The organism is Companilactobacillus huachuanensis (genome assembly GCF_005404815.1).
GTDB classification, from domain to species: Bacteria; Bacillota; Bacilli; order Lactobacillales; family Lactobacillaceae; genus Companilactobacillus; species Companilactobacillus huachuanensis.
Genome location: NZ_BJDF01000006.1, coordinates 1 through 17,482 on the forward strand (window position 1 = coordinate 1; position 17,482 = coordinate 17,482).

Consider the following 17,482-nt stretch of genomic DNA (forward strand, 5'->3'; position numbering starts at 1 on the left):
TAGTCATCTACCTCATTAAGTGGATTATATCAAAAAAGCACCCATAACTGGATGCTTAAAAAACATTATAAATATCTTATGGACTTTTTCAGCAGCCTCGCGCGAGACCTTGGCTCGCACCGGTCACATAGCATGCGAGACTCCCTCGTTCCCTCCGGCGGCAGGCAGAGTTGACACAAGCTATAATCTATAATATATTATTAGTGAAATCATATTATACGACGTATAATATTATAGAAACGAGGAGATAATATGGCAATTCAAGTTTCGACTGAGATTCTTGAGGGTTCAGTTTTAGCTCTGTTGACCAAAGAGGATTACTACGGTTATGCGATTACTCGAGAGGTAAAGAAAGTTTTTCCAATCTCAGAATCAACTATGTATCCCATTTTACGTCGCCTAAAAAAAGAAGATTGGTTAAGTACCTACGATGAAGCCTATGAAGGTCGAAATCGACGTTACTACAAGGTTACTGATCAAGGCTTGAGACGTTTGGAAGAGATCAGAAGCAATTGGCAGGAATTAAAGGCAGCTACGGATGCTATCTTGGAGGGGAATAATGAAGAATAAAGCGATTGATACTTACATTGATGAATGTGAAATATATTTACATCAATTAAGTGATAAAGAGAGACAAGATGTGCTTGAATTTTATCGAGAGTATATTATTGATGCGAATTTACAATCATCAGATGCCATCATTAATGAATTGGGGACACCGAAACATTTAGCTCGTAAGGTTTTGGCTGACTATTCAATCAAAATGTCCGAGGAAAATTATCAAAATGTTGATAATGGACAGATGACTAGTAATCAACGTTTTTCTAAAAATTTAAAAATGATAGGCTTAGTTATTTTAGCGCTGATGGCATCGCCCGTTGCAATTATGATTGCAATTATTTTGATTCCATTGGTTGCGGTATTCTTAGGCCTAATAGTTTTATTTATTCTACTATTCCTATTCATGGTTGCCATGTCAGTCGTCGGCGGAATCGGAGCAATATTTATTGGACTATCAGTTATTTTCCAATCATTTGGGACAACAATTTTCTACGTGGGAGCAGGTCTCTTAATACTTGGAGTCGATTTCTTTATTATTCCGATTATTGTTGCATTACTCAAATGGTTCTTCAGTGTTATCGTAATTTTCTTCCGTTGGCTAGGTAAGAAATTATTGCACGGCAGAAAGACTCCAATGAAGGGGGAAAATGAAAATGCGTAAGTATTTCGTAACCGGATTTTATCTACTGATCATTGGTGGGTTATTGTTGCTTGGCGGTGTTTTGATGGGGGGCAGTCACTCAGTTATTTGGGATCATGGATTCAAAGTTGCTCAAGTTAAGGATGAGACTTATCCACTATCCGATTTTAATAACATTTATGTTGAAGGTCGCGATGCCGATATTAATATTAAATTCGGGGACCGGTATAAGATTCATGTTGACGGTGACAGATCACAGGCGCCTACTTATAAGGTGAAAAATGGAACTTTGACAGTCACAGGCAGTAACAAAAGGGGGCGTATTGGCGTTGATGTTTTAGGCAGTGAGAAAATAACAATTACTATTCCGATGAATAAAACTTTGGACAATGTCGAATTGAGAACGGCCAATAGTAAAATTAATATCAGTGATGTAACGATAAATAATTTGGTTAAAACGGCTAAAGATATGGATTATGATGCTGATATGTCCTTGAGCGATGTAACGGTACATAATGCCGATAAAATTAATTTATATAACGCTGATTTAGAAATAAAAAATTCTAATATTACTAATATTTCACTAACGGCCAGCACACGTTCTGATATTGAGGCTGATAATACAACCTTAAAAAATGCCACTATCAATTTAGATCAATCGAATTTGAAAATTAATAATTCCAACATTGATTCAATAAAAGCTTTATCCAATCATGGAAAAGTTGAAATTAAGAGTACAACTCTGATGAACAAGAATCTCGTCAGACTTTTCAATACTGGACGTTTTACTGGTGAAAAATTAACTGTCGATGGATTGAAACTCAACACTGACAAGGGAATTGTACGTTATTTTGATAAGAGCTATGGAACTAGTTATGAAAATAAAACTGATGCTGGTAATTTACTTGATGTGAAGGCCACCAAAGGAAATATTACGATTAAGTAGATTAGGTTGTTGTAGTCATCTTTGTTATAATGGCGTTATTTATTGCGAGGGATATTGATGAATACTAACTTTAATCGAATATCTGCCATAGAAGTTCGTCGAGAAGCCCATCGAGCTTTTCGAAAAGATATTAAGGGAAATATTTCCTTGAACGTAATTCCAATTTTATTGAGATTCTTGGCAGTATTTTTTGGAACCAAACTTTATACAACCTGGATGGCTAATTTAAATGTTAATTTGGCTGACCCCGGGCAAGCTAGCCGACGCTTATCAGAAATTTCAACGGAGATGGCGAACAATCCAAGCTCGGCTGATAAATACATGTTGACGTTGACACCGCAAACTAGTGTGATTGTTTATGCATTTATGTTTTTCTTTATCATGGTTTGTGTCGGAGTATCATATACAATACTTGATAAGTTACGAAATCCAGATTACCAGATCAATGCTTTACGGGATGGACTACAAGCATTCTCAGGGCGTTACTTTTTCCCAATGCTTTTCATTACAGCTTTGTTTGGCTTGTTTCTTGAGGCTGGATTCATGTTGTATGTTATTCCAGGTATCTGGTTCTTGCTGATTTTCTCACAAGTATTCTTAGTATTTAAGGATGATGTGGAAGATCAAGGAAAATGGTCATTAAGGATGGCATTTTCAACTTTTAGTCGTAGTTCAGTTTTGATGCGGGGTTATAAGTGGACTTATTTTTCATTGTGCTTAGAGTTTTTCTTCTGGGAAATTTTGAATGCATTTACACATGAAATATTATCCGTGTGGTTGCAACCTTATGAACAATTGACTATGACAGTTTTCTATCAAAAAGTTTTAGAGAACAATCAAAAGAATCAACAAAAATAATTGAGTCCTGATGAATATTTAATTCGTCGGGATTTTTTTAGTATGCAAACAGGCACTGCAATCCGATTCTGGATTACAGTGCCTGTTTATCTTAATGCTTGAAGTTGACCATGTTTTGTCAGACCTTCTAGTTTATCTATTTTCAACGAAAATGTAATCGATAGCCTTGGCACCGATTGTAATGTTGGTTCCATCTGCTTTACGAATAACTAGAGAATTATCGAATTTCTCATGTTTAATAATTTCTATAGTGTCATCAATTTCCAGATTTAGGCTGCCGAAGTATTGTAAGAAATCATAATTATCAGAAACTCTGACGATTTGGACTTTGGCACCATCAGGAATCATGCTGAGCAACTTGTCGTCAGCATCGGTTTCTCCTTGACCGTTACCAGGAATAATACCACCATGTGGACAACGTTGTGGATGGTCCAAAAAGTCGTTTAGATGGTCCACTAGGTCGTCATCTGAAGAATGTTCTAGGGCATCAGCATTATGATGCACATTATCGACCGGATATTTGAGACACTCATGTAAAAAAACTTCCCATAATCTATGAGTGCGGACTAGTTTTTCAGAAACCTTGTTTCCCTTTGGGGTCAACACAATTTTGTTATATGGGGAGTGGGTCAAATAGCCTTCACTAGCCAACGCATTTAACATTTCTGTTACTGAAGGAGCGGAAACGTTCATGATTTCCGAAATACGTTTGTTAGTTATTTTTGTGAAGTCATAATTTAATTCATATATAGTTTTAAGATAATTTTCTTTGTTAGGGGACAATTTTACAACCTTTCGTTTAACCTAATAATATTATTAGCCATTCTATTATAGCGCATATCGCTCAACTTTGATAATGGATAATGTTAAAATATTTTCGAGGAGAGGAGGGATTTTTATGAATGAACCAAAGCGTCGTTTTGACTGGTTCGGTTTTATTATCGGATTGATTTCTTTATATGCTGGTTATTTAGTTATTTGGTACCCATTGAAAAGTTTGTCAACTGTTGCCGTAATTTTTGGAGTTTTCGTTATTTTGCGTGGGGTCTACCAATTGTGGTTTGGATCACAGATGACACGATTCTTGGGTGTTCGCAGTGGTTGGACCATTTTTGGAGCCATTGTTAATATTATTATCGGTATTATTTTCATATCTCACATTCACGTGGGAGTTGCAGTAATCGTTTATATGTTTGCCATCTGGTTCTTGTTGGATGCAGTTTTCCAAATTCTAACATCACGTCTTTACCATTTCTTTGGTAAAAAATATTACATTTTGATTGTTATTGTAGCTTGTCTAAACTTGCTATTTGCTATCATCTTGTTATTTAATCCAGTTTTGGCCGGAGGTTTCATCGTCTTTATGTTGGCATTTTTCTTCTTTGCCACCGGAATTTCCGAAATTATTGAAGCATTTTAAATAAAAGCATTTTCTACGTTTGGTAAGTTTGCTAAAATGTAGAAAGTGTTTACGCCGTCTTAGCTCAGATAGGTAGAGCATCACCATGGTAAGGTGGGGGTCGTCGGTTCAAATCCGATAGACGGCTTTATGTGTGTTTCACATAGTTTTATAGTCGGCTTTAATAGTCCCTCAAGCGTTGATATTATAACGCTTGAGGGACTATTTTATTTTTTACACAATTGCTAATTTAATATCCCATACTTCATCAGTACAATTTTTTATTTGTATTGACCATTGTAAAAGTAATCTTTTAACTTGAAGCTTAGTTTTCCCTTCCAGTACGTAGGGGACTGCATAATCAGCATATCTTTTTGAGAAACGTAGTCAGGATAGGGTACTTGGTACTTTAACATTTTATAGCTGTAAAGAAAATTAGGGTCATTCACACGTTTTAAATTGGCGTGATAATTCGAAACCGTCATAAACATTATTATTAGATAGGCACAAGCAACACAAATTGCTAACGCTTTATGCAATAAGTTAGCAAAGCTAATTTCGTATAATGATATTGCCTTGTTTAGGAACATCACACATAGAATGAAAAGAAATACGAATGAACTAAAATATTCTCTTACAAAAATTGGAGATAGGATAAACATAAATGGAATAAATAATGCAATTGAACTAAATAAGTAAAAATAAATATTTATATATTTTAATCCCTTAAAGATTATTAACACGCTTGCAATTAAGTAAATGTAAAAGAATATTGCGGCAACACTATCTAGTAGAGCTAAGTTACGATTAATGTCATGGATTCTATCGATATAGTCGATTGAGCAATTGAAATGTATATAAATATTTATGAACAGGTAGTAGGCAATAAATAAAATCGAAGCAAAAATTAAGGTGTACTTCAATTTTATATTGGAAATTTGAACAATTGAGATGCCAATAATTGATGAGGCAATTAGGATTATAACAACATAGTTGAAAGTAACCATCCAAAAATGAGTGATGTAAACATAGTTTCTAATGTACTGGTCAAACGTTGATGCAACCTGACGATAACTGCCGCTAGTTTGATAATATGAGGGATGAGTAAACATGATTAATCCGGATAAAATTGCACCCGTAGAATAATAATACGCTGGTTTTTTGGAAAGATTATGATTAGTCAGTTTATTGAAGTATATAATGAATATTATTGAAATGATTCCCACGAATACTTGATACAAGGTCATATGTTCAACGAACAGACCACCCATTATCGCTATCAAAAAATAGATTAGTGAATTAAGTTGGTGTTTGGTTTTAACGTATCGTTCAAATAACACGCAAAAAAGTAGTAGAAGGGTGATTGGTGGTAAGTAATTAGAAAAGCCCGCGAACCAGAAGAATACGTTTCGGATATATCCGGATTGAATAATTATAAAGATTGCCGAAGACATTATTAGGGACAGTGTTTTCTTGCCGGTTAACTGCCAAATACACCAAATAAATAAGGTTATAACCCCGGCGTAAATTAATCCTGCAAAGATAGGACTATGCATCATCGATATTTCAAGGATATTTCCTAGATATCGACCGTTTGAACTGCCACCATAATTTGGATTTGTACTAAAGAAGTTGTGATGTAATAAGTATATTCCTGACTTTCCCCACCAGAAGTAATCGTCACCTGAAGGAATGATCATAAATGAAATTGCGAAGAAGTATATATAAATCAACCCTAGGATAAATTTGTTTGTGTTTCTTTGTCTGAGTAAATTCCCCATAATTTATCCCTCCTAAAGTAATTTGTTTTAACAAACAAAAGTATGATAGATGTAATGCGAACATATGTCCAGAGAATCTTTGTATTTTAATCTGAAGGTTGAAAGGTGAGAAAGTGATATAAACATTTTTGTGACAGTCCTAAATTCAATTTATTTAACTAGCACAACACGTTACTTTCAAATAATCATGCTATATAGAATCCAGTACCCTCGGATGGATATGAATAAAATTCGTAAAATGAAAAATAGTTGATATGAATTATAAATGTTAGAATAAGATAAGTTAAATGTTGAATATCGGGAAATAATCCTTTTTATTTGGATGTGCGGTGCACCTAGTATCTAAAACTAGCTAATATAATTTACAAGACTAAAATAAATGATATTATTATTCAGTGACTTAAATACGAACGGTACTTAAGTCACTAATCCAACCATAGGGGGCGGGAGAATGTATCAAATACTGACTGATTCAGAATGCGATTTACCGCTAGATACTTTAGTGGCAAGTAACGTTGTCGCCATCAGTTTTCACACGAAAATTGGTGATCAAGATTTAATTAATGATTTTGGTAAAAGTTATGATATTAATGACTTCTACAAACAAATCCAATCAGGTACGATGCCTACTACGACGCAAGTTAATGTCGGTGAGTACTACGAATTTTTTGAACCATATGTCGAAAAAAAGATGCCGATTGTTTACGTCGGATTTTCTGGTGGTCTAAGTGGGTCAATGTCCAGTGCTAATCAAGCTAAAGAAATGTTGTTGGAAACTTATCCAGACGCTGATATTCGTATTGTTGATACACTCGCTGCTAGTGGTGGTGAAGGTTTGATGGTTCTTAATGCCATCAGATTGCAAAAGTCTGGAGCTACCTTAGACAAATTTGTAAAATGGTTTGATGAAAATAAAATGTTACTTCAATCATGGTTTACAGTAGATAATTTAAATTATCTTTATCATGGTGGCCGTATTTCAAGAACTTCAGCTGCTTTAGGAACACTCTTGAAAGTTAAACCAATTTTGGATGTTGATCCTGATGGTAAATTACGGATGGTTTCTAAAACTAGAACACGTAAAAAATCATTGATTGAGATAGCTGATAAAACGCTCGAGGCAATGAAGAGTGACCCAGATCAACCAATCATTGTTACAACAAGTGGCGACTATGAAGCCGCAGAAGTTGTCAAAGCGCGGATTATTGAAAAAATCAGTACGGCTGATGTTCAAGTTCATCCGATTGGAATGACGATTTCTAGCCATACGGGATTTGGTTGTGTGGCAGTCTTTGCTATTGGTGATGAACCAAGAAATTAATGTTAAATTCTTCCCCGATTTAACGATTACGAAATAAAAAATGGACGTCTAACAAATTTTGTTAGGCGTTTTTTAATGTGTCGTGGTCTAGTCTCTTATTGTTCTTAAAAATGATTAAATCCTGATTTGACAATATTTTAGAGTAGCGCAATAATTTTCATAAATAAATTATTACCATATTTGTAACAGATAATAATTATTCTAAATTAATGAGGGTGGTTTAGTTAATTATGTTAATGAAAAAGGGAAAAGAATGGGCTTTATCTTGCGTTGCAGTCAGTGCAGTTGCACTTATGGGAATGGGTACAACAGTGTACGCTGATTCAACAAATAATGATAATACCAATTCTGAAAATACAGCAGATACAAGCTCAACAAAGACCGGTGCAGTTAACAATGCACTTGGCAGTGTTGCTACAACTCAAGTAGCAAACTCTAATACAGCAGTAACTCAAGCAACAAATGATGCCGTTCCAGATGGTGGTCACGTTAGTGATGATTTTTCTAATGAAAGTCAAAATCAACTTGGCTATGCATCTAATTTCCATGTTTTTGCTAATGAAGCACATTTGAATGCACATACGAATGGTAACGTTGCTGTCGGGGATTTTTACGGTAATGTTAACTTTGGTACTAATATCAAAGATGGCGCACTAGAAAAAGAAGTTTCTTATATCCAAACACCACATAACATTGCCAGCAGTTCTTTTGTAAATAGCAATGAAACACGTGCAAATAAAGTTGTCTTTGGTGAAGACAATGATATTGATGTAACAAATCCTAATCGTCCAAGTATTAATGGAACTAATTTGGATCATATTACTGCTAGTGGTGACGATGACGCGATTAATGCTGATGAAATTTATCAAGATAAGAATGGTAATGAATATATTGATATTAAAAATTATCTTAATGATTTTTTGAGCAACAAGTCAACGTCACTAACTAATAAGACACCGCAGTTAACCGTTACGGATAGTGATTTTCCAGATAAAAATCAACGAGTTATCAACTTACAAGATTATGCAGTAACTGATGATAATAATATTGTGATTGATTTGGACCCAAGTGTTCTCAATACGGATACACCAATTTATATTTATGGATTGTCTGCTGATAAAGGTGGCACTAATATCATTATCAACGTTGATACTAAAGGAGCCAATCCTTATAATGTTAACTCACAAATTAGATTGATTTATAACGATGGAACAGCCAACAATAATGTTGAACGTCCTAATCAAGAGACCGAATTTTTTGATGATAATCACTTACTTTGGAATTTCTATGACAGTACTGCCAGTGACAAACTTTATACCGGGCAAGTTAATATCAATCGTCCTTTCCAAGGCAGTGTTTTAGCACCTAAAGCGACAGTTGAAGTCGGTCAAAACTTAGATGGCAATATCGTCGCTGATAAAGTTATCATAAATGCTGAGACTCACCGTTGGGATCTACAAGATAATTCAGATAAAGAAACTGAATATGATAAACCTGTAACAATTCCTGGTGAAATACCCGATGGATGGAATAATTTCGAAAAGCCTAATATTGATAATCCCGATATTCCTGAAGAAGAAAAAGATATTGACCCTGATACAGGTGGATTAGTTGATCCTGAGGAACCTAGCACTGAAAAACCTAGCACTGAAAAACCAGATACCGAGAAACCTGATACTGAAAAACCAGGTACTGGCGAAGAGGATAACAATACTGAAGATAACAACGGCAACGAAGAAGACAATAATACCGATGAAAACACTGATGGTGAAGGCAATTTAATTACTAACGGTGGTTCTGAAGGTAGTGATACTAATAAAGATTTGAGTAATGGTTTGTTACCTGGTGTTGTTGGCAACAATAAGGATGAATCACAAACTCCAAGCACAAGTAATACAAACGAATCTGGAACATTGCCACAAACAAGTGAAACAACTGGAATTTTAGCAACTATTGCTGGATTGATCTTGTTGGCATTCGGATTGATTTTGAAAGCAACACATATTAAAAAAGAAAATTAAGTGATAAAGTTGTCGTTGAGACAAGTCTATATGACTATGTCTAATCCGCATATTTAATTAAAAAAAGTAGCAGGCCAGATGGCTTGTTACTTTTTTAGTATTTAACTAAATATTAAAAGTTTAGTTAAGTATGCCGTTTCCAGAGCTGAGAGTATTCAATTGCTGCGCGGAACGGCCCGAGCCTGGGAAGCGGTCTCGAACCTCGGTTGAAGCCTCACAAAAACCGCGAGTCTTCAACGCGCCCGGTGGTGTAATTGCTAAAGCAATAACGCCACTTTCGCTGCAAATGAATACTCTCAGCTCTTGCAACTAGTTTGTTTTTTAATAGCCGAACAGTAAAATAAAAACTTCTGTTTATTTAAATAAATTAGCTCTAAGCCTGTAATAATAATGATTAGATAAATTTCTCACCTTTCAACCTTCAGATAAAAAAAAAGCAAGCCAGATGATGGCTTGCTACTTTTTCTTCCGAGAATTGCCTGTTAATAAATATCTTACGTAAGGAATTAAACTCAGAATCCAAATAATTAAAACCGATAGAATACTGACGACGATATAACGCATAAACAAGGCCGCTAGACCGTGAATGGCAACATGATTAGTAAACCAAGGTTCAACGTATAAAATTAAGAGGTTGTGGACTAGATAAACACCAAAAACTAATGGTGATAAGAATTCAAATACTTTAATCGTTGTTGGTGATTTGACGTGGCTTCCCCATTTTTGTAAGAGAATGAAGGCGGCAATGGACATGATGGGGATGAAAATTGAAGTTACATAATAGCCATTGTTAGGATCATTGATTTGGGGGACAGCGGTAGATACGAAATTTCCACTGATTCCAGCGAGTAAGAAAATCAAAATTAGAACTAAATTATTAGTGTTTTCAACCTTTACCTTTGTCAATAAATATCCTAGGATGAAGTATCCAGTAAAACCACCCACTAGGAAGAAACTAGCTACTGGCGAAAGCTCTAAGACTGTTTGCATATCTTTAGGTAGAAGGACTGCCAACGATGGTAAAAGTGAACAGGTGACAAGCCAGATAGCTGTAACATAAACTAGCATGGTTGTAGTCGCACTCTGAACGAACGTCTTGATTACTGGTGATAGAATGTAAATTCCAATTAAGGGATACATGAACCAGAGCGTTGGAGAAGTGGGATGGTAAAGAATAGTTTTGACGACATTGAAAACATTATGGAATGACAACGAATGCGCATAAATTCCCACGACAATGGGTGAAATGATCGACCACATGATAAAAGGAATTGTTACATGTGGGATACGCTGTTTCCAAGTGTAAGTAAGCGATGTTGTTTTACTACTATTTAATAGCAATGAACCTGAGATCATAAAGAATAGAGGCACACTGATATGTGCTAAATAATTAAGAATTTTGGTTATTTGCCATTGCCCCGTACCGATATTTTGCATCGTATCGATGGCAGAAACATGAATAAAAATTACTAAAAAAATAGCAATAACTCGAATAAAATCGAGGTAGAAAATACGTTGCTTTTTGTTCATTAAGAGCCCCTCCAATTTATGTACGTAATATGCTGTTTCCAGAGCTGAGAGCATTCATTTGTATAAATTAGTCCTAGAGACGACATAATTTAATGCGCTCCTTTAATAATAGTTGAAAACCGACTGAAAATGAAGTATTAGCGTATGATATAATGACAAAGTAAAATTATTGATTGGAAGAAGTTATTATGCGCGTAGGAGAATCCCCAGGAACTGATTTTGTTAGATATTTAATTTGGATTGCATTTTCAATTGGAACTTTAATGCTGAAAAATAATGCAGCTAATCAAAAAGGCTTTGATACACCGATGGTCATTGCATTCTTTGCTGTTGGTTTGGTCACCCTATTCTTGATGATTAGAAAATATGTCCGTGAAGAGAAGTCATTTTCAGATACAGCTGATGGGTTTGTTTACTCATTAGTTTCAAATATCGGATTAGTTAGTTTGATGATCATCATGGTCTGTTTATTGAGGGTCATGGTCAGCTATTTGCAAGTAACTGGTAAATTACCTAGTTTTGCTAACGATGATGTTTTGAGTTCTGACCAGAATGTTTTTCTATTCAATATGGTCGCAAATGTCTTTATCGTGGCAGTTCAACAACAGCTAGTTCAAACAGGATTTTTCTTTAATTATTTCTTTAGAAAGAGTTCTGCATACAGCGCCATTATGGGAATTATCTTCAGTGGTATTGTTGCCGGTTTGATCAGTTTACCGGGTTCAATCTTGCAATTCTTTATGATGATGGCCTTGGGCTGGTGTTACGCTTTAACTTACCTATATACAAAAGACGAAAAAATGGCTATCTTCGTGGCGATGGTCAGTGCCGCTGTTGGTACGATTATTATTTAAGTTAAATTATAGTGAAATCAAAAGAGGCTATATCCAATTATTTACGGATATAGCCTTTTATAGTTAAAAGTTAGCTGTCTCCAGGACTGAGAATATTTAACTGCTATGCGGACCGATCCGAGCCTGAGGGGCGGTCTCGAATCTCTGTTTGAAGACTTTCCATAAACCGGAAAGTCTCCAAACACGCCCGGTGGTGTAAGAACGGCAAAAACCGCCGTCCTAACGCCACATCCACAGCGGGTAAATATTCTCAGTCCTTCCGACTAATTTCTTATGAATTTAGATTTTCAATTATAGGCAAATTATAAAAAAATGAGTTGTATGCACACTTAAAGAATCAAATAATTAGGTGTGATACAACTCATTTTTGCTGGGTTTAATATTATTGACTAAAGGTTGAAAGTTTGATGCATTATGCCGTTTCCAGAGTTGAAAGTATTCATATGCTGCGCGGTATGATTCGAGCCAAAAGGCGGTCTCGAATCTCGGTTGAAGTCGAACCTCGAACCGGTAAGTCTCCAACACTCCTGGTGGTGTAAGAGTAAAGTTCTAACGCCACTTTCGCGACAAATGAATACTTTCAGCTCTTCCAACTAGTTTTTTAATAATAAGAATGTTCAATTGTGATTTTTTGCTATTTAACTAAATTGGTAAATAAATTGAATTTAGGACTGTAACAGCAATGTTTATATCACCTTTCAACCTTCAGATTTATTGATTGTTTAAAAACAATTAATGAAATACTTCTATAACTGAAGTTTAAAAGGGGAGGGGGGAATTAATCTAGCCATTGTGATTACAGATTTAGAGCTAATTTATTTAAATAAGCTGAAGTCTTTATTTCATGATTCGGAAATCAAATCAGCAGGTTCGTGACTCAAGAGTGGTGAAACCTCTTTATCAACACATAACGTCAAGCTATGCATGGCACGCGTACAAATCGTATACAAGACATCAGTACTTCGTTCGTCTGGATAATTTTTTGCCGAGACATCATGTCCAATAACGGCGTCGAATTCTAATCCTTTAGCCAAATAAATTGGTAAAACGAGGATACCCTTGGGAATTGAACGATAGTCGGCATCAATTAAAGTAATAATTGATTCATCACTGAAATGAGTATAAATCTGTTCAGCTTGAGCCTGATTACGAGTCAAAATAGCCACAGTATCATATTTTTTATTCAATTCACGGGCAGTATCCTTCAAACCTTGATAGTAATCGTCATTGCTGAAAACTTTGATAACGGGGTCTTCACCTTGACGTGAGAAAGCTTTGACCTCATCACCATTTGGCAACAATTTCGTGGCAAACTTGGTTATTTCCGCAGTTGAACGATAGCTCTGATTGAGTGTGATAGTTGTAATTTTTTTCTTACTGAATAATTCGTTGACTTCAGTTACTAAATCTTTTTTACGATAAGAACTAGTCAAAACGTCTTGAGCACGGTCGCCTAATAAAGTCATTTTGGCATTGGGAAAGGCTTGAGAAATATATTTCAACTGAGCCATCGTGTAATCTTGAACTTCGTCGATAAAGATATGTTGAATGGCATGATTAACGCCACCGTCAGTAATCAAATCGCGTAAATACAATACTGCGACTGAGTCACTGAGATTAAGATTATGAGATTCAATGTGGTCGTCGATGGATTCGACCATTGTTTGCCAAACATTTGTAGGAACAAGGTCCTGATCCATTTCATTCAATAGGAAAGAGTACTCCTTGTAAGGATTGAAGAAATAATTATTGACCAAAGCGTTGTAAATTGGAGCGTAACGTTCGCGTAAGAATTCTTCGGCAATAATATCACGTTGGTCAGCTGATTCCTCAATATTGTGATCAGTGATAATTTGTTGAAAATCTTCATCTGATAAATTATCAATTTCAGCTTGAACCCAATCTTGGTTGCGGTCTTCATGAATACGTTTTTGGAGTCGTTTAATTAAAATGTTTTTTGTCTTTAAGAAACGGTCAGGAATATGATAAGCGTGATTGATTCCATCATAGATTTCTGAGATTTCTTCTTTGGTAAAGAATGATTTACCGTCAAAAATAATATCTTCAAAGTGGAGGATATGCTCTGGATGGGATTCCTCAAGTTCAGATAATTGGTCAAGAAATTCGCCGCTTTCCTTTAGTAGACGAATTTTGACAGTTGTTTCTGGTAAATTTCGTTCGTCTTTTTCATAACGTTCAAAGAGTGTTTCAACATGGATACCGTTTAAACGTAATGAAAGAAATTCATTCAAAGTGACTTGACGCATATTTCTTTCACCCAAACTAGGTAAAACTTCGGAAATGTAATTACTGAAGAGTTTATTAGGTGAGAAGAGGACGATGTTATCAGCATTCATTGTTGAACGGCTGTGGTATAGAAGATAGGCGACCCGCTGTAGGATGGCTGAAGTTTTACCGGAGCCAGCGACACCTTGGACCAATAAGACGTCTGAGTGAGTGTCACGAATGATGGTATTTTGTTCTCGCTGGATAGTTGAAACGATATTTCTCAAATATTCGTCACTATATTCACTTAAAACTGATTGGAGAATTTCATCGCCAACAGTTTCATTTGTATCAAACATTGTCCGAATATTATTATTAACGATTTGAAATTGACGTTTTTTCTTGAGATCAACGGTTGTGGGTCCGTTAGGAGTTTGATAATGAACATCTCCCAAGACGCCGTTATAGTAGATACCAGAAATTGGTGCTCGCCAATCGTAAATCAAAAATTCGCCATCGTCATCTTGAAGTGTTGAAGTTCCAATATAGAGAGTATCTTCTTCACCGTCTTCGACAATATCGATTCGTCCAAAGTAAGGCGATCCTTGCAAATTTTCGAGTTTTAATTTGTTATTATTTAAAATATTTTCATTTTCAACGGCTAACTCAACTAATTGTTTCTGCTGTTGAACCGAAGCGTTAGTTTCCATTTGGTCATCGATTTCAGTCGTATTAACTTTGGTATTCTCACCGTAGTTACGTTCGATTCGGCTGGTTTCTTGATGTGCTTGAGCGATGCTAATATCAACACGTTCAATTTTTTTGTCAATCTTGTCAGCGACGACATTGACCCGTTCTTGTTCTTCTTGTTTAGATTGATTAATTGACATTGAAATACCTCACGTTGACAATTTGTGGATTTTTAATTATGCTAATAGCAATTAGAGTACATTAAAGCATAGACATTTTTGAGTACTAATTCAAGTAAGTTGGTCCAGAGAATAACTTCTAGTCTGAAAAAGTTATCGACCTTGTTTTAGGAAATGGTATGGGTGGTCACCTTATAACTTTTGAGTGGTAGAGTAGTCTCTACAAAACAGGTGGCACCACGTTTAAGCGTCCTATTATATTTTTAAATATGATAGGGCGCTTTTTTAGCTGAACGGATATTATAACACCTTAGAAATATCTTTGCATTAATGAATCCAGGAGGAAAAAACATGAAAACAAATACAATTTTAACTGGGGATCGTCCCACAGGTAAGCTCCATATTGGACATTACTTAGGTTCATTGAAGAATCGTGTGAAACTTCAAAACGAAGGTAAGTACAAGATGTTTATCATGATTGCTGATATGCAAGCTTTGACAGACAATGCTCGTGACCCTGAAAAAGTTCGTAATAGTTTGATTCAAGTTGCTCTTGATTACCTTTCAGTAGGAATCGATCCAGCTAAAACTAATATATTGGTACAGTCACAAATTCCAGCTTTGAACGAGTTGACAATGTACTATCTTGATCTAGTCAGCGTTTCACGTTTGGAAAGAAACCCAACTGTTAAGACCGAAATCAAACAAAAGAGTTTTGGCCAAAGTATTCCTGCTGGATTCTTAACATATCCTGTTAGTCAAACCGCTGATATCACTGCTTTTAAAGCTGATACTGTGCCAGTTGGTGACGACCAAGAACCAATGATGGAACAAGCACGTGAAATCGTTCGGACATTCAACAATACATATAATGTCGATACTTTAGTTGAACCAGAAGGCTATTTCCCACCAAAGGGTCAAGGTAGACTTCCTGGTATCGATGGCAATGCGAAGATGAGTAAGTCACTAGGTAACTGTATTTATTTGTCAGACCCAGCAGACGTAGTCACAAAGAAAGTTATGTCAATGTATACTGACCCCGAACACATTCATGTTGAAGATCCCGGAAAAATTGAAGGTAATACAGTCTTTACATATCTTGATGCTTTTGGAACAGATACAGATAAAATTGCTGAATTGAAAGAACAATATCAAGCCGGTGGTCTAGGGGATGTCAAAGTTAAACGTTATCTAAATGACGTATTACAAGAAATTCTCGAACCAATCCGTAATAGACGTGCTGAGTATGAAAAGGATATTCCTGGAGTTTACGATATTCTTAAAAAAGGTAGCGAGAATGCTAATATTGTTGCTAACCAGACATTGTCAGAAGTTAGAAAAGCAATTGGTGTTAACTACTTCGACTAATTCCGCCTCCGGGTTCGAGGAGGAGAGGTAAACCTGCTATGGGGACCGGTACGAGCCGAAGAGCGGTCTCGAACCTCGATTTTGAGCCGAAAACCGCGTCTCAAAAGTCGTCCCAGTGGTGTAAGAACGGGAAACCGCCGTCCTAACACCACTCCCACTGCTGGTTACCTCTCCTCCTCGAACCCTCCGGCTAGTGTGTTTATATATGCTTTTAATTATGATTGAAAAATATTTAATAGCTCGATGCATATAACTTTAGTTATATGGTCGGGCTATTTTTGTCTTATATTGGTACCTTAATGCATTGAAGAACCAGTTAAACAAATTCGATTAGAAAGAACGGAGGTTGCCAGTGATTTTTGTCCGCAATGAAGGTGGCGTTAGGGCTTCAGCCCTTACACCACAGGACGACTTTTGAGACGTGGTTTTCGGCTCAAAATCGAGGCTCGAGACCGCACCCCAGGCTCGAGCCGGTCCCATAGCGGACAAAAAATCACTGGCAACCGGAGTGGCCCCCAAGTAAACCGCTTTCTGAAAAGCAACAATAAAATTTATGAAAATAAATAGTGTCTGACTCTTGATATTGTCAAGAGTCAGGTGTAAGATGGCATTTGTTCTTAAAAAAAGAAAAGTTTTTTTAAATAAAATGAGGTGAATTTATGGATGATTATAATTTAATTGGTTTCGTAATGAAATATACGTCTGTCAAACGTCGGATTGCGTCCAGTTATTTGAAAGATAAAGGGCTGAATGCTTTTGAAAGCATTATCTTAGCAATCGTTTATAAGAAAGGATCTTGTACTCAAGACAGAATAGGTGAAATCACCCTATCTGATGGTGCGAGTGTCGCTCGATCTTTGAAAAAACTTGAGAGTTATGGATATGTTTTACGTAAACCTGATCCTGATAATGGTCGACGAAAAATCGTCACGATTACTGAAAAGGGTGAGGACCTTTATGGCAAGGTTCGCCACGATTTTCACGCAAGTAATGAAATAATGTTTAAGGGAATTACTTCAGAGGAACAGGCACAACTGGAGAACATATTAGAAAAAGTTTATAAGAATTTAGATAGTATCAAGATTCCTGCTAAATAGAGAAGAGGATT

Annotated in this window: 14 protein-coding genes and 1 tRNA gene; 11 read left to right on the top strand and 4 right to left on the bottom strand. The window is 36.0% G+C overall.

Translation table 11 applies throughout. From position 1 onward, the window contains the following. The first annotated feature begins 252 nt into the window (after positions 1-252). The 4 genes from FFM71_RS04470 to FFM71_RS04485 are packed head-to-tail and all read left to right on the top strand — an operon-like array spanning position 253 to position 3,005. On the top strand, positions 253-570 hold the full coding sequence (locus FFM71_RS04470) for a PadR family transcriptional regulator (RefSeq protein ID WP_137610995.1): 318 nt from the start codon (positions 253-255) through the stop codon (positions 568-570). Further along, positions 560-1,222 (top strand): DUF1700 domain-containing protein, encoded by a 663-nt coding sequence (locus FFM71_RS04475; protein WP_137610996.1) that lies wholly within the window; start codon positions 560-562, stop codon positions 1,220-1,222. Before FFM71_RS04470 ends, FFM71_RS04475 begins: the two co-directional genes overlap by 11 nt. Beyond that, on the top strand, positions 1,215-2,147 hold the full coding sequence (locus FFM71_RS04480) for a DUF4097 family beta strand repeat-containing protein (protein ID WP_171000472.1): 933 nt from the start codon (positions 1,215-1,217) through the stop codon (positions 2,145-2,147). Before FFM71_RS04475 ends, FFM71_RS04480 begins: the two co-directional genes overlap by 8 nt. Positions 2,148-2,204: 57 nt before the next feature. Continuing rightward, a complete protein-coding gene (locus FFM71_RS04485; protein WP_137610998.1) occupies positions 2,205-3,005 on the top strand; it encodes a DUF975 family protein in 801 nt (266 codons plus the stop codon). Between the two features lie 132 nt (positions 3,006-3,137). Here FFM71_RS04485 and FFM71_RS04490 read toward each other — a convergent pair whose 3' ends face one another. Beyond that, positions 3,138-3,788 (bottom strand): metal-dependent transcriptional regulator, encoded by a 651-nt coding sequence (locus tag FFM71_RS04490; protein ID WP_137610999.1) that lies wholly within the window; start codon positions 3,786-3,788, stop codon positions 3,138-3,140. A 115-nt stretch (positions 3,789-3,903) separates the two neighbouring features. On the opposite strand from FFM71_RS04490, the gene FFM71_RS04495 reads away from it, so the two are divergent. After that, positions 3,904-4,425 (top strand): HdeD family acid-resistance protein, encoded by a 522-nt coding sequence (locus tag FFM71_RS04495; protein ID WP_137611000.1) that lies wholly within the window; start codon positions 3,904-3,906, stop codon positions 4,423-4,425. 53 nt (positions 4,426-4,478) lie between these two features. Continuing rightward, a tRNA-Thr gene (locus FFM71_RS04500) sits at positions 4,479-4,552 on the top strand. Positions 4,553-4,685: 133 nt separating this feature from the next. On the opposite strand, the gene FFM71_RS04505 is transcribed toward FFM71_RS04500, so the two are convergent. Further along, positions 4,686-6,185 (bottom strand): DUF6056 family protein, encoded by a 1,500-nt coding sequence (locus FFM71_RS04505; protein ID WP_137611001.1) that lies wholly within the window; start codon positions 6,183-6,185, stop codon positions 4,686-4,688. 451 nt (positions 6,186-6,636) lie between these two features. Between FFM71_RS04505 and FFM71_RS04510 the strand changes: the two genes are divergently transcribed. Then, entirely contained in the window at positions 6,637-7,506 is an 870-nt protein-coding gene (locus FFM71_RS04510) for a DegV family protein (RefSeq protein ID WP_137611002.1), read from the top strand. Between the two features lie 230 nt (positions 7,507-7,736). Then, positions 7,737-9,527: an LPXTG cell wall anchor domain-containing protein gene (locus tag FFM71_RS04515; RefSeq protein WP_137611003.1), complete on the top strand. Its 1,791-nt coding sequence runs from the start codon at positions 7,737-7,739 to the stop codon at positions 9,525-9,527. Between the two features lie 456 nt (positions 9,528-9,983). Here the strand turns inward: FFM71_RS04515 and FFM71_RS04520 are convergent, their stop codons facing one another. Continuing rightward, the gene (locus FFM71_RS04520) at positions 9,984-11,057 is read right to left on the bottom strand and encodes an acyltransferase (protein ID WP_137611004.1); all 1,074 of its coding nucleotides are present in this window, start codon (positions 11,055-11,057) and stop codon (positions 9,984-9,986) included. Positions 11,058-11,245: 188 nt separating this feature from the next. Between FFM71_RS04520 and FFM71_RS04525 the strand changes: the two genes are divergently transcribed. Next, positions 11,246-11,911, top strand: coding sequence for a CPBP family glutamic-type intramembrane protease (locus FFM71_RS04525; protein ID WP_137611005.1), 666 nt, complete (start codon positions 11,246-11,248; stop codon positions 11,909-11,911). Between the two features lie 842 nt (positions 11,912-12,753). On the opposite strand, the gene helD is transcribed toward FFM71_RS04525, so the two are convergent. Then, on the bottom strand, positions 12,754-15,027 hold the full coding sequence (helD, locus tag FFM71_RS04530) for an RNA polymerase recycling motor HelD (protein ID WP_137611006.1): 2,274 nt from the start codon (positions 15,025-15,027) through the stop codon (positions 12,754-12,756). 330 nt (positions 15,028-15,357) lie between these two features. Between helD and trpS the strand changes: the two genes are divergently transcribed. After that, positions 15,358-16,374: a tryptophan--tRNA ligase gene (gene trpS / locus FFM71_RS04535; RefSeq protein WP_137611007.1), complete on the top strand. Its 1,017-nt coding sequence runs from the start codon at positions 15,358-15,360 to the stop codon at positions 16,372-16,374. A 659-nt stretch (positions 16,375-17,033) separates the two neighbouring features. After that, positions 17,034-17,471: a MarR family winged helix-turn-helix transcriptional regulator gene (locus tag FFM71_RS04540; protein ID WP_137611008.1), complete on the top strand. Its 438-nt coding sequence runs from the start codon at positions 17,034-17,036 to the stop codon at positions 17,469-17,471. The last annotated feature ends 11 nt before the right edge of the window (positions 17,472-17,482 follow it).

What these genes read in the sequence shown, in the direction of transcription:
- FFM71_RS04470 (WP_137610995.1), top strand. Translation starts at nt 253, where the DNA reads ATGGCAATTCAAGTTTCGACTGAGATTCTTGAGGGTTCAGTTTTAGCT.
- FFM71_RS04475 (WP_137610996.1), top strand. Translation starts at nt 560, where the DNA reads ATGAAGAATAAAGCGATTGATACTTACATTGATGAATGTGAAATATAT.
- FFM71_RS04480 (WP_171000472.1), top strand. Translation starts at nt 1,215, where the DNA reads ATGCGTAAGTATTTCGTAACCGGATTTTATCTACTGATCATTGGTGGG.
- FFM71_RS04485 (WP_137610998.1), top strand. Translation starts at nt 2,205, where the DNA reads ATGAATACTAACTTTAATCGAATATCTGCCATAGAAGTTCGTCGAGAA.
- FFM71_RS04495 (WP_137611000.1), top strand. Translation starts at nt 3,904, where the DNA reads ATGAATGAACCAAAGCGTCGTTTTGACTGGTTCGGTTTTATTATCGGA.
- FFM71_RS04505 (WP_137611001.1), bottom strand. Translation starts at nt 6,185, where the DNA reads ATGGGGAATTTACTCAGACAAAGAAACACAAACAAATTTATCCTAGGG.
- FFM71_RS04510 (WP_137611002.1), top strand. Translation starts at nt 6,637, where the DNA reads ATGTATCAAATACTGACTGATTCAGAATGCGATTTACCGCTAGATACT.
- FFM71_RS04515 (WP_137611003.1), top strand. Translation starts at nt 7,737, where the DNA reads ATGTTAATGAAAAAGGGAAAAGAATGGGCTTTATCTTGCGTTGCAGTC.
- FFM71_RS04520 (WP_137611004.1), bottom strand. Translation starts at nt 11,057, where the DNA reads ATGAACAAAAAGCAACGTATTTTCTACCTCGATTTTATTCGAGTTATT.
- FFM71_RS04525 (WP_137611005.1), top strand. Translation starts at nt 11,246, where the DNA reads ATGCGCGTAGGAGAATCCCCAGGAACTGATTTTGTTAGATATTTAATT.
- helD (WP_137611006.1), bottom strand. Translation starts at nt 15,027, where the DNA reads ATGTCAATTAATCAATCTAAACAAGAAGAACAAGAACGGGTCAATGTC.
- trpS (WP_137611007.1), top strand. Translation starts at nt 15,358, where the DNA reads ATGAAAACAAATACAATTTTAACTGGGGATCGTCCCACAGGTAAGCTC.
- FFM71_RS04540 (WP_137611008.1), top strand. Translation starts at nt 17,034, where the DNA reads ATGGATGATTATAATTTAATTGGTTTCGTAATGAAATATACGTCTGTC.